Source organism: Afipia sp. GW822-FHT03D08, assembly GCF_058801645.1.
Window position 1 is genome coordinate 2,700,322 of the sequence record NZ_JBXANK010000001.1, and the last position, 12,786, is coordinate 2,713,107.

Below are 12,786 nucleotides of genomic sequence, written 5' to 3' on the forward strand. Positions count from 1 at the left end.
TAAGATCGATGCGTTTGGGATGCAGCGACACCAGACGCGCAAGAATGTCGTCGTAGGAGCGCGATGGTTCCCTGGCCGCAGGTGATGTCACGCGGGCGACGCAGACGCAGGCAGATCGACAGGCAGCGGCGCGGTGCGCGATTCAAACCCTTCGGCAGCCGGCGCCTTGGTCAGCAGGCGGCAGAGCCGCGCCAGTGTCGCGCGCAGCTCATGGCGATGCACCACCATGTCCACCATGCCGTGTTCTTTCAGATACTCGGCACGCTGGAAGCCTTCGGGGAGCTTCTCGCGGATGGTCTGCTCGATGACGCGGGCGCCGGCAAAGCCGATAAGCGCACCCGGCTCGGCGATCTGCACGTCACCCAGCATCGCATAGGACGCGGTGACGCCGCCGGTGGTCGGATTAGTCAGCACCACGATGTAAGGCTGACCTATTTCACGCAGCATCTGAATCGCGACAGTCGTGCGCGGCATCTGCATCAGCGAGAGAATGCCTTCCTGCATCCGCGCGCCGCCGGAAGCGGCAAAGATGATGAAGGGCGACTTCTTCTCGACCGCGAGTTCGAGGCCCTTCACGACGGCTTCGCCCGCAGCCATGCCGAGCGAACCGCCCATGAAGTCGAAATCCTGCACGGCGACCACGACGGCGTTGCCTTCAAGCTTGCCGTAGCCGACCTTCACCGCATCGTTCATGCCGGTTTTGGCGCGGGCATCCTTGATGCGGTCGGCATATTTCCGCTCGTCGCGAAACTTCAGCGGATCGGGCGTCACTTCAGGAAGCGCGACATCGTACCAGGTCTCGTTGTCGAAGATCGATTTCAGCCGCGCGGTCGCGCCCATGCGCATGTGATAGTTCGAGCCGGGAATCACGAACTGGTTCTGCTCGACATCCTTGTAGAACACGAGCTGTCCGGAATCCGGACACTTGATCCAGAGATTCTCCGGCGTCTCGCGCTTGAGAATGCTGCGAATCTTCGGCCGGACAACATTGGTCAACCAGTTCATGACGGGCTCCGTCTCGGTGAAATGGATATATGGACGTCCGGGCCATAACCAGCAACCCGGCTTTGCCCAAATATAGCTCTTGGCAAGCTCGCTATTCCGCCGCCTGTTTTGCGCCGCGCACGCCCTGCGCCAGCGCCGCTGCAAGGTCTGCCACTGCCGGAACTGTCTTTGGCGTGGCGCGGCCCTCCGAATCCAGCGTCGCACGCAGGGCGTCGATCAATGCCGAGCCTACCACGGCACCATTCGCCGCCTGCGCGATGCCGCGCGCGGCGTCCGCTGTGCGGATGCCAAAGCCGACACACACCGGCAACTGTGTATGACGCTTGATGCGGGCCACAGCGGCCGAGACCTGTGCGGTGTCCGCGCTCGCCGAGCCAGTGATGCCGGTGATCGAGACGTAATAAACGAAGCCCGAGGTGTTCGCGAGCACGGCCGGCAGCCGCTTGTCGTCGGTGGTCGGCGTGGCAAGGCGAATAAAATTCAGCCCGGCCTTCATCGCGGGGATACAAAGCTCGGTATCTTCTTCCGGGGGAAGATCGACGATGATCAAGCCATCGACACCGGCGGACTTTGCATCCGCAAGAAACTTGTCGACGCCGTAGATGTAGATCGGGTTGTAGTAACCCATCAGCACGATCGGTGTGGTGTTGTCGCCCGCACGGAAATCGCGAACAACGCCGAGCGTTTTCTTCAGCGTGGTGCCAGCCTTCAACGCACGCAGACCCGCCGCCTGAATCGCGGGACCATCGGCCATCGGATCGGTGAACGGCATGCCGATCTCGATGATGTCGGCGCCGGCCTTCGGCAGTGCCTTGACGATCTCGAGCGAGGTGGCCAGATCCGGGTCGCCGCACATCACAAAGGTGACGAAGGCCGCGCGGCCTTCCTTCTTCAGTTCGGCGAAACGTGTGTCGATGCGCGTGGTCACTTCTTCTTGCCCTTCAGAATATCGCCGACCTGCGGCACGTCCTTGTCCCCGCGGCCCGACATATTGACCACCATAAGATGATCCTTCGGCCGCTTCGGCGCGAGGTCCATCACTTTCGCAATGGCATGCGCCGGCTCCAGCGCCGGGATGATTCCCTCGAGCCGCGACAGCAACTGAAATGCCTCCAACGCTTCATCGTCGGTCGCCGACAGGTACGTCACGCGGCCGGTCTCATGAAGCCAGGAATGCTCCGGGCCGATGCCGGGATAATCGAGACCTGCCGAAATCGAATGCGCGTCCTGGATCTGGCCGTCGTCGTCCATCAGCAAGTAGGTGCGATTGCCGTGCAGCACACCGGGACGCCCGCCCGCAATCGACGCCGCATGGAGCTGCGTCAGGCCATGACCCGCGGCCTCGACGCCGAAAATCTCGATTCCGGGATCGTCGAGGAACGGATGAAACAGCCCCATCGCATTGGAGCCACCGCCGATGCAGGCGACCAGCGAATCCGGCAGGCGGCCTTCGGCCTCCATCATCTGCGCCCGCGTCTCGGTGCCGATGATCGACTGGAAGTCACGCACCATCATCGGATACGGATGCGGACCCGCTACCGTGCCGATGCAATAGAACGTGTCCGCGACATTGGTCACCCAATCTCTCAAGGCATCGTTCATCGCATCCTTCAGCGTGCGCGAACCGGACTGCACCGGCACCACCTTGGCGCCGAGCATTTCCATGCGGATCACGTTCGGCTGCTGCCGCTCGACGTCGACCGCGCCCATATAAACGATGCATTCAAGTCCAAAGCGCGCGCAGAGCGTCGCGGTGGCGACGCCGTGCTGGCCCGCACCGGTTTCCGCGATGATGCGCTTCTTGCCCATGCGCCGCGCGACCATGATCTGGCCGAGCACGTTGTTGACCTTGTGCGAGCCGGTGTGATTCAGCTCTTCGCGCTTGAAGTAAATCTTCGCGCCGCCGAGATGCTCGGTCAGGCGTTGCGCAAAATACAGCGGCGACGGACGGCCCACATAGTCCTTCAGATAGCCATTCATTTCCTTCTGAAACAACGGGTCGGCCTTGGCGTCCGCATACGCCTTTTCCAGATCGAGGATCAACGGCATCAGCGTCTCGGCGACATAGCGTCCGCCGAAAATGCCGAAATGCCCGCGGTCGTCGGGGCCGGAACGGAAGGAATTGGGAAGTTGAACGCTCATACGCTGCTCGCAATCCTGGAAGATGTCATCGCACGCTCCGCCTTACGCGCGGCGCGGATGAAGGCACGGATCATATCGGGGTCCTTGATGCCCGGCGCGCTTTCGACGCCGGACGATACATCGACGCCATTCGCGTGGGTAACACGAACAGCCTCGGCAACATTGCCGGCATTGAGCCCGCCGCCGACCATGAACGGAATTGCCAGCTTGATGTTTTCAAGCAGATGCCAGTCGAACGGCACGCCAAGGCCGCCAGGGCGGGTGGCATCCTTCGGCGCACGCGCATCAAACAGGATGCGGTCGGCCACCGCCGCATAGCCCGGAAGCTCCGCGAGATCGGCGGCCGTCGCCACCGGCAGCACCTTCATCACGGGCAGTCCGAATTTCTGCTTGATGTCCCGGACCCGCGCGATGCTCTCGGAACCGTGAAGCTGCAGCAGTCCCGGCTGCAATGCCTCGATGCAGTTTTCCAGCGACGCGTCGTCCGCATCCACGGTCAGCGCCGCCTTGACGGCGCGGCCCTTCGCCAGCCGGGCGAGCTCGCGTGCGGTGCCGAGGCTGATGTGACGGGGCGACGCCTCGAAGAACACGAAGCCCACCATGTCCGCGCCAGCGTCCAGCGCGACCTCAAGGGTCTCGCGCGTGGACAGGCCGCAAATCTTTACCGCGAATGACATGGTCTCATGACGTGGTTGGGCCGCAGATCGGCGGCCGGAAAACAGGCTTTGGAACAGTCGGGCGGGTTCTACAACGCCGCGCCCTGCTTGTCTCGCCCGATGACCAGGTAAGAGGGGGTCAGGCCGGGGCTGGCGCCGACCGGAACCTGGCTTTCGCCGTTTCGCGACGAGGCCAGCAGCCGCTCGCGCATTTCAGCCAGTTCGGCGCGGGCATGGCGCGCATCTGCCTCATGCTGCCGGGCCGCCCGGCGCCAGCGATGCTGACCGAACCAGGTCGCGATGCCTCCGGCGATCACCCCAAAAATAGCAACGGCGATGATGACGACGAACAGCGGCAGCGAGACGCCCAGCGCCGGATCGCTGGAATTGAAGGGGTCGAATGAGAGGGTGACGACGTGGCGATTGGCGACGGCGAACACAACAAACAGGATCGCAAGCGGCAGGATCACCAGGGCGTTGAAAATCTTGCGGAGCATGGTGGGCTCTCCCAGAGTGGCCGTTCGCAAGTCTGCATCATTCCCGCTGCCGGTCGGTTGCGCAATTGCGAACGGAAATACAGACGCGGAACATCCCGGCGGTTCGAAGAAACGGAAGCAACCGCCTTAGAACGATTGTACGGACCGGCCGGCTCAGGTCGCCGCCGCCGGATCCCCTGCGTTATCGCGGTTCAGCCGCTCACGCATTTCCTTGCCGGTCTTGAAGAACGGCACGCTCTTCTGCTCGACGGGAACGTGCGCGCCGGTACGCGGATTGCGGCCCGCGCGCGCAGGGCGATGCTTGACCGAAAAAGCCCCAAAACCGCGCAGTTCGACGCGGTCACCGCGTGCGAGCGCTGCAACGATTTCGTCGAGAATTGCGTTCACGATGTTCTCGACATCCCGCTGATAGAGGTGCGGGTTATGCTCGGCGATGCGCTGAACGAGTTCTGATTTGATCATTATGATGCTGTGCCCGTAACGTGCGGATAGACATTTCCGTGAAAAAGCCTTGAACTGTCAAGTCGCTAATTCAAAGTGTGACAAGGCTAAATCGCGTGACAAACGTCCAGTTTCGTTGTTTCAGCGGCAACCGCAATGCGGCGAAGAACGGCTGAAACCGGATTCATGACAGTCAATTCGACGATGACGGCTGCCACAGCGCCAGCATGCCATCGAGACCGAAGCGGTCGACCGCCTGGGTCACGCCGGATTGCTCAAGCTGGCGCGAAATCGCTCCAAGCCCGACCGCATCGAGCGCGACAGCCGCAGTTGCCCGCAGGAATGTCATGTCGCCAAAGCGCGGCGCGAGCTTGAAATCCTTCACGGGAACATCCGCGCCGACCTTCTTTTGTGCGACGAGCCATGCCACCGCGGTTTTCTCATCGCCGAGCTGATCCACTAGCTTCAGATCGACCGCCTGACGGCCCGTGAACACACGGCCATCGGCCACGGTCTGCAATGTCGCGTCATCCATATTGCGCCGATCCTTCACCAGTCCGCGGAACCAGGCGTAGGAATCCTTCACGAGCGCATCGAGCGCAGCACGCGCCTCCGGACTGGTCGGCTCATAACCATTCGGCGCGGCCTTGAGCGGCGACGACTTCACCTCTTCAACCTTCACGCCGACGGTCTTGAGAAGATCGGACACATTCGGAATCTGAAACAGCACGCCGATCGAGCCGACCAGCGACGTCTGCTGAGCAATGATCTGGTCCGACGCCAGTGCGGCGATGTATCCGCCCGATGCAGCGAGCCCCTCCACCACCACAACCATCGGCTTCTTCGCCTTCAGGCGCATCAGCGCATCGAAAAGCTGCTCGGAGCCCGCCGTCGTGCCGCCCGGCGAATTGATATGCACAATGACAGCGGCGGCCGATGATTTTTCCAGCCGCTCGAGCGCCTCGACGCGGGTCTGATCGCTGCGAATCAGTCCGTCGATCTTCACGCGCGCGATCGCGCTCGATCCGGTAATCGCACGGCTCGCCGGCGAGGCCAGCACACCGACGGCAACCACCGCGGCAATCACGCCCAGCGCAGCCACCACACGCCAGAACGTCAGCTTGCGGCGAATGCGGCGGCGATCAACGATCACATCGGAATCGAGCGACATGGAATTTCTCCTCGGGCAAACCGTATTTTGCAAAGACCACGAAGGCGGCCAGCAGGAAAGTTATCCCGCGCTTTTGCGAGTGCAGCCTTGAGACGTGGTTACTTCATTACATCAATTGCGATGTAAATTGAAGCCAACAAGCGCGCGGTTGCGCGCGGACATTATGTGAGCAGCCGCTCGCCGTCGTGACCGGCGATCCTGAGTGCCTGCACATGACCCTGCACGCCGTCTGCAATCGCGACCGGCACGAAATGCTCGGTGCGCCCCTGAGTCGCGCTCTCGATCAGTACATGGCGGGTGGCTCCCACCTCCGACGCAAGCCTGCGCCGCAGCGCAGTCTCCCCGCTCGCCCGCAGACGCGCGGCGCGATCCTTGATGACACGGCCATTGACCTGCGGCATCCGCGCCGCCGGCGTACCGGGACGCGGCGAATACGGAAACACATGCAGGAAGGTAAGCCCGCATTCGTCGACAAGCGCCTGCGACCGCGCAAACATCTCATCGGTTTCGGTCGGAAAGCCCGCGATGATATCCGCGCCGAAAGCGATGTCCGGCCGCAATCGCCGCACCTGCTCGCAGAACGCAATGGCATCGGCGCGCGTGTGCCGCCTTTTCATGCGCTTAAGAATGAGATCGTCGCCGGCCTGCAATGACAGATGCAGATGCGGCATCAGCCGCTCGTCCGTTGCGATAACGTCGAGCAGATCGCGATCCGCCTCGATGGAATCGATCGACGAAATGCGCAGCCGCTTCACGTCCGGCACATGCTTCAGGATCTGCTTCGTCAGCGTCCCGAGTTTCGGAGCGCCCGGCAGATCCGCGCCATAGCTCGTGAGATCGACGCCGGTCAGCACGACCTCGGCATGCCCGGCCTCCGTCAACGCGCGGACCTGATCGACCACCACGCCCATGGCAACCGACCGCGAATTGCCGCGGCCGTAGGGGATGATGCAGAAGGTGCAGCGATGATCGCAGCCGTTCTGTACCTGCACGAACACGCGCGGCAATCCTGCCTGAAACCCGGCAACCAGATGCGGGGCCATTTCGGTAACCGCCATGATGTCCGAGACGGCGATTTTCTTGCCGCCACCCTCGAATGCCATGCGGGTATCGCGCCATGCCGCTGCGTGCATCTTGTCGTCGTTGCCCAGCACCCGGTCGACTTCGTCCATCTCCGCAAACATCGCGGTCTGGGTCTGCGCCGCGCAGCCGGTGACGACGATGCGCGCATCGGGCCGCTCACGCCGGAGTTTGCGGATGGTTTGGCGCGCCTGCGCGACGGCTTCGTTGGTCACGGCGCAGGTGTTGACGACGACGGTGTCCTGAAGTCCCGCGCTCTCCGCCTCGCGCCGCATCACCTCCGACTCGAATGCGTTCAGCCGGCAGCCGAAGGTGACGACATCGACGGCCATCTTTAAGCAACGTTGGCGAACAGCGCCGGATCGAAGCGGCCTTCGAACTCGAACGCAGCGGGGCCGGTCATCAGGACGTGATCGTCCTGCGCACGCCATTCGATGGTGAGGTCGCCGCCGGGCAGCGTCATGTGAACGGTGCGCCCGGTCCGCTTAAGCCGCGCCGCAGCCACCGCCGTTGCGCAAGCCGCTGAGCCGCAGGCCTTGGTCAGGCCCGCGCCGCGCTCCCATGTCCGCATCACGATATGATCGCGGTCGACAATGTGCGCGAGCGTGATGTTGGCGCGATCCGGAAAGATCGGGTGATTTTCGAGCAGCGGTCCGAACCGTTCGAGGTCGTAGGCATGGATATCCTCGACCCAGAAGATTGCGTGAGGATTGCCCATGCTGACCACGGACGGCGAATGCAGGATCGGCGCGTCGATCGGCCCGATCTGCAATTCGATGTAGCGGGTGTCGCGGAATTCCTCGGCCAGCGGAATGTCCTGCCAGCCGAACTTCGGCACACCCATGTCGACGGTATAAAGATCGGGCGACGGACCCTGCCAGCAATTCAACAAGCCCGCGCGGGTCTCAAAGGTCAGTGCGTTCTTGCCGGTTTCCTCGAACACCTGCCGCGCGACGCAGCGCATGCCGTTGCCGCAGGCCGCGGCTTCCGAGCCGTCATTGTTGTAAATACGGATGAAAGCACTGGTGCCCTGAACGCGCGGCGCATGCAGCACCATCAACTGGTCGTAGGGCACGCCCGCGGGTGACGCGACGGCCCGCGCCTCATCGGGGGTAATGGTCGCGGCAGAATCGCGCAGATCGACAACGACGATCTCGTTGCCGATGCCGTTCATCTTGGCAAAGCTATGGTTGGCGAGCGTGCTCATGATCCCCGCTATATGGCGAATGACAGGCGACTTGACCAGAGCATCGGTGCTGCCTCGCGATTGCCCAGTTTGGAACGCATGCCAGTTCCGAGCGGTTCGTGGTAACCTGTGTCCGCTTCGCCGCCGGACAACATTTACCCCGCTGACGCTTCGGAGACCATGAATGACGAATACCCGCGTAACCGTTTTGGTCGCCATGGCGCTGGTCGTCGCGGCAGCAGTCTGGTTCAAGCTGCCGATGGGGTCGGTTACGGGTCCGGTCCAGTCACCCCCGTCCAACACCGCGGCCACGGCGGTCCCTCCGGCGTCCCCGGCTCCAGCGCCGTCGGCTGCACCGGCAGCGCCTGAGACAACAGCTCCGGCCGCGCCTGCGGCGCCCGCCTCAACGGCAACCCCGGCATCTCCGCCAGCGCCAGCCGCAGACACTCCGCCGGCGACTGCGCAAACACCCGCTGCGCCGGCAACGCCTCCGCCTCCCGCGGCAGAGGCTCCCGCGGCACCCGCCGTGCCGAATGTGAAAACTGCCGATCCTTTCGGCGAGCAGCAGACTTTGACCGCGAAGAAAGTCGTGATCCTGCGAGGCAGCGCGACCTGGGACAATGCGTTCGAGACGCTGGTCGGGTCCCTGAAAACGCTATCGGGCTTTTTGGACAAGCAGGGCATCAAGCCCGCGGGATCGTCGCTGATCGTCTACACCTCGACCGACGATGCGGGCTTCACCTATCAGGCCGAAATTCCGGTCGAACAGGATCCGAAGAACCTCGCCAAGGGCATGAGCATCGGCACGTCGCCCGAAGGCCCGACGCTGAAATTTGTCCATCGCGGTTCGTACGACAACATGGACAATACCTATGAGGCGATCACCAACCACCTCGACGAAAAGAAACTGGAGGCCAAGGACACGTTCATCGAGGAGTACGTCATCGATCCATTGACGACGACCGAAGACAACCTTGTCATCAACGTCTACGTCCCGCTCAAGTAAAACTTGCCGCTCAAATAAAAAACTGGAGTTTCATAAATGCGTGCCCGCACCGTTATCGCCGCGATCGCCATCGCCACCATGGCATCGTCCGCGTTCGGACAGTCTCTGCCGCCGACGGTCTCCGTCACCGGCGAAGCCTCGATCTCCGTGCCGCCGGATCTGGCGCAGATCGACAGCGGCGTGACCACCGAAGCCAAGACCGCGCGCGAGGCTTCTGAGGCGAACAACAAGGCGATGGGCGGCGTCCTGCAGGCGCTGAAAAACGCTGGCATCGCCGAAAAGGACATTCAAACCTCGCGCCTGTCGCTGTCGCCGCAGAGCACACCGGGCCGCAATCCCAACGCGCCATTCCAGATCACCGGTTATCGCGCCAGCAATCGCGTCACCGTGACCATTCGCGACATCGCCAAGGTCGCGGATACTATCGACGTGCTGGTAGGCTCCGGCGCCAACGAGATCAGCGGCATCAGCTTCATGGTGTCGAAGGCGTCGAAACTGCTGGACGACGCGCGCTCCGAGGCCATCGCGGACGCACGGCGCAAGGCTGAAATCTATGCAAAGGCCGCCAACATCTCGCTCGGCGCGCCGATCAGCATCTCGGAAGAAACCGCGCCGGGTCCTGTGCCGTATCGCAAGATGGCGGCAGATATGGCCGCGTCCGCGCCAGTGGCGCAGGGCCAGGAAACGCTGCGTGTCTCGGTGAGCGTGTCTTACGAGCTCAAACCGAAAGCCCAGTAAAACCGGCTAAATCTCGAACACCTGACCGGGCTTGAGCGCGACAAACCTGTCGCGCGCAACGCCGGCTGCATCGAGCGCCGTCGCCAGATCATTGACCGGCGCGTCGATGGCTTCGTCCGTGAGCTGAAACGTGCCGTGATGATGCGCCAGCGCCATCTCGGCTCCGCAATCGGCGAGCGCCTTCACGGCATCCTCGGGGTTCATGTGCTGATCGCGCATGAACCAGCGCGGCTCGTAGGCGCCGATCGGCAGGATCGCCGCGCGCAGCGGCCCGTGCGCGTCGCGAACGCGGCGAAAGTGCGTGCCAGTGCCGTAGCCGGAGTCGCCGACGAGGTAGAGTTTCCCGGCCGGTGTCTCCAGCACGAAACTCGCCCACAGCGCCTTGTTGCGATCGAACAGTCCGCGCGCGGTCCAGTGGCGTGTCGCCACCAGGGTGACAGCGACACCGTTGCCGATCTCAACCCGCTCGTTCCAGTCGAACGCTTCGGCGCGGATGGCGCTGTCGTTCGACATCATCGTCACATCGTTGCCGAGCGGCGTGATCACACGCGGCGAGAATTTGGCGGCGAGCCGTGACAAGGTTCGCGCATCGAGATGATCGTAATGTCCGTGCGACACCAGCACCACGTCGATCGGCGGCAGCTTGTCGAAATCGATGCCGGGATCGTTGACGCGTTTGGGACCCGCGAACGCGACCGGCGATGCGCGCTCCGACCACACCGGATCGACCAGAATGTTGAGGCCTGCGGTCTGGATCAACCAGCTTGCGTGGCCGATATAGGAGAACCGCACCTTGCTGCCGTTGACCTGCTGCGGCGGCGTATCGGCATAGGGCGACGGGGCGCGCTCGGGCCATTTTGCCGCCTGCTTGGTGATCTGCCAGCGCAGCACCTCCCAGAGCTTCTTCGGCGGCGAGCCGTCGGGGTCGAAGAAATAGGTTCCGTCGAAATGATCGGAGGGCGGGCCGGCATAGGTTTTCATGCGGGAAATCCAGACGGACGGGAGGCCCACCGCGACCGCGGCACCGGCAAGCAGGCCAAAAAGGCGGCGACGGGTGACGTTCATGGGGTCCAAAAGGCCGGAAATGGCCTGCCGGGCAACAATTAGGTTCCCGGAAGGTACAGCGCAACCCGCCCCAGAATCAGCATTTTTCGGTCTTTTCTTGACTTTTCGGCCTTTGGGCGGTTTAACCCCGGCACTTCTCGGAAAGATCTTCTTTTCGACCAGCCGCCCGGCACCGGATGCCGGAGGCCAACGCCCGACAGCGCTGTGCGCCCTCGGGCGCAGTCGTGTTTGGAATTTCATCTCCTTCGGGAGCAACAGGTAAGGCCGCGATGTTCGACAATCTGTCGGAACGACTTGGAGGCATACTCGACCGGTTGACGGGGCGCGGCGCGCTTTCGGAGGCCGATGTCGATGCCGCCATGCGCGAAATCCGCCGCGCCCTGCTTGAGGCCGACGTCGCGCTCGAAGTGGTGCGCTCCTTTACCGAGCGGGTGCGCGAGCAGGCGATCGGCGCCACCGTCGTCAAGTCGGTGACGCCGGGCCAGATGGTCGTGAAGATCGTTCACGACGAACTGGTCGCAACCCTCGGCTCCGAAGACCAGCTCATCGACCTCAATGCGCCCGCGCCCGTCGCAATCATGATGGTCGGCCTGCAGGGCTCCGGCAAAACCACCACCACCGCGAAGCTGGCGCGCCGATTCACCCAGCGCGACAAGAAAAAAGTTCTGATGGCGTCGCTCGACGTCTATCGCCCCGCCGCGCAGGAACAGCTCGCCGTGCTCGGCCGCGATCTGTCCATCGAGACGCTGCCCATCGTGGCAGGCCAGAAGCCGGTGCAGATCGCGCAGCGTGCGTTGCAGGCCGGCAAGCTCGGCGGCTACGACATCGTGCTGCTCGACACCGCGGGCCGCACCACCCTCGACGAAGAGATGATGACGGAAGCCGCGGAGGTGAAAGCCGCCGCGAAACCGCATGAAATCCTGCTCGTCGCCGATTCTCTCACCGGTCAGGACGCCGTCAATCTGGCGCGCGCATTCGATCAGCGTGTCGGACTCACGGGCATTGCGCTGACCCGCGTCGACGGCGACGGACGCGGCGGCGCTGCGCTTTCGATGCGCGCCGTCACCGGCAAGCCGATCAAGCTGATCGGCACCGGCGAAAAGACCGACGCGCTGGAAGACTTCTATCCCTCGCGTATCGCGGGCCGCATTCTCGGCATGGGCGACGTCGTCTCGCTCGTTGAAAAAGCAGCGGCGCATATCGACGCCGAGAAGGCCGCGCGTGTCGCCGAGAAGATGCGCAAGGGCAAGTTCGACCTTGCCGACCTGCGCGACCAATTGCAGCAGATGCAGACCATGGGCGGCCTCGGCGGCCTGATGGGCATGATGCCCGGCATCGCCAAGATGAAGAACCAGATCGCCGCCGCGAACCTCGACGACAAGGTCGTGAAGCGTCAGATGGCGGTGATCGATTCCATGACGCGCGAAGAGCGCAAAAATCCCGACATCCTCAAGGCCAGCCGCAAGAAGCGCATTGCCGCCGGCGCTGGCCTCAAGGTCGAGGAAGTCAACAAGCTGCTCAAGATGCACCGGAACATGGCCGACATGATGAAGGCCATGGGTCAGGGCAAGCGCGGCCCGCTCGCGGGCATGGCGCAGGCGATGGGCTTTGGCGGCAACGGAATGCCGTCAGCCGACGCGATGAAGGAATTGGCTGCGAAGATGCCGGGCGGAATTCCGCAAGGCGTGCCATCGCTGCCGAAAGATTTTCCAAATCTTCCAGCATCAGGCCTGCCGGCTCTTGGAAAACCAACACTGCCGGGCCTCGGCGGATTTCCGGGGATCGGCAAGAAGAAATAG

General features: G+C 63.1%; 13 protein-coding genes. 3 read left to right on the forward strand and 10 right to left on the reverse strand.

The features are described 5' to 3' along the window. Window positions 1–87: 87 nt before the first annotated feature. The 9 genes from accD to dapF form a co-directional block, all read right to left on the reverse strand. Window positions 88–1,005 carry an acetyl-CoA carboxylase, carboxyltransferase subunit beta gene (gene accD, locus AC1RM7_RS13310; RefSeq protein WP_024921172.1) on the reverse strand — a complete coding sequence of 306 codons (918 nt, stop codon included), beginning with the start codon at window positions 1,003–1,005 and terminating at the stop codon, window positions 88–90. A gap of 91 nt (window positions 1,006–1,096) precedes the next feature. Then, a complete protein-coding gene (trpA, locus tag AC1RM7_RS13315; protein WP_006023498.1) occupies window positions 1,097–1,933 on the reverse strand; it encodes a tryptophan synthase subunit alpha in 837 nt (278 codons plus the stop codon). After that, window positions 1,930–3,147 carry a tryptophan synthase subunit beta gene (gene trpB / locus AC1RM7_RS13320; protein ID WP_024921171.1) on the reverse strand — a complete coding sequence of 406 codons (1,218 nt, stop codon included), beginning with the start codon at window positions 3,145–3,147 and terminating at the stop codon, window positions 1,930–1,932. Before trpB ends, trpA begins: the two co-directional genes overlap by 4 nt. Continuing rightward, a complete protein-coding gene (locus AC1RM7_RS13325) occupies window positions 3,144–3,824 on the reverse strand; it encodes a phosphoribosylanthranilate isomerase (RefSeq protein WP_024921170.1) in 681 nt (226 codons plus the stop codon). Before AC1RM7_RS13325 ends, trpB begins: the two co-directional genes overlap by 4 nt. Before the next feature lie 68 nt (window positions 3,825–3,892). After that, on the reverse strand, window positions 3,893–4,300 hold the full coding sequence (locus AC1RM7_RS13330; protein WP_006023495.1) for a LapA family protein: 408 nt from the start codon (window positions 4,298–4,300) through the stop codon (window positions 3,893–3,895). Window positions 4,301–4,453: 153 nt separating this feature from the next. Then, entirely contained in the window at window positions 4,454–4,762 is a 309-nt protein-coding gene (locus AC1RM7_RS13335) for an integration host factor subunit beta (RefSeq protein ID WP_006023494.1), read from the reverse strand. Window positions 4,763–4,934: 172 nt separating this feature from the next. Continuing rightward, window positions 4,935–5,912, reverse strand: coding sequence for a signal peptide peptidase SppA (gene sppA / locus AC1RM7_RS13340; protein WP_006023493.1), 978 nt, complete (start codon window positions 5,910–5,912; stop codon window positions 4,935–4,937). A 161-nt stretch (window positions 5,913–6,073) separates the two neighbouring features. After that, entirely contained in the window at window positions 6,074–7,324 is a 1,251-nt protein-coding gene (gene mtaB, locus AC1RM7_RS13345; RefSeq protein ID WP_024921169.1) for a tRNA (N(6)-L-threonylcarbamoyladenosine(37)-C(2))-methylthiotransferase MtaB, read from the reverse strand. A gap of 2 nt (window positions 7,325–7,326) precedes the next feature. Next, window positions 7,327–8,199: a diaminopimelate epimerase gene (dapF, locus tag AC1RM7_RS13350; protein WP_024921168.1), complete on the reverse strand. Its 873-nt coding sequence runs from the start codon at window positions 8,197–8,199 to the stop codon at window positions 7,327–7,329. Window positions 8,200–8,362: 163 nt separating this feature from the next. On the opposite strand from dapF, the gene AC1RM7_RS13355 reads away from it, so the two are divergent. After that, window positions 8,363–9,184: a GyrI-like domain-containing protein gene (locus AC1RM7_RS13355; protein WP_024921167.1), complete on the forward strand. Its 822-nt coding sequence runs from the start codon at window positions 8,363–8,365 to the stop codon at window positions 9,182–9,184. A 36-nt stretch (window positions 9,185–9,220) separates the two neighbouring features. Next, on the forward strand, window positions 9,221–9,922 hold the full coding sequence (locus AC1RM7_RS13360) for an SIMPL domain-containing protein (RefSeq protein ID WP_006023489.1): 702 nt from the start codon (window positions 9,221–9,223) through the stop codon (window positions 9,920–9,922). A 6-nt stretch (window positions 9,923–9,928) separates the two neighbouring features. On the opposite strand, the gene AC1RM7_RS13365 is transcribed toward AC1RM7_RS13360, so the two are convergent. Then, the gene (locus AC1RM7_RS13365; protein WP_024921166.1) at window positions 9,929–10,987 is read right to left on the reverse strand and encodes an MBL fold metallo-hydrolase; all 1,059 of its coding nucleotides are present in this window, start codon (window positions 10,985–10,987) and stop codon (window positions 9,929–9,931) included. Between the two features lie 269 nt (window positions 10,988–11,256). On the opposite strand from AC1RM7_RS13365, the gene ffh reads away from it, so the two are divergent. After that, the gene (ffh, locus tag AC1RM7_RS13370) at window positions 11,257–12,786 is read left to right on the forward strand and encodes a signal recognition particle protein (RefSeq protein WP_024921165.1); all 1,530 of its coding nucleotides are present in this window, start codon (window positions 11,257–11,259) and stop codon (window positions 12,784–12,786) included.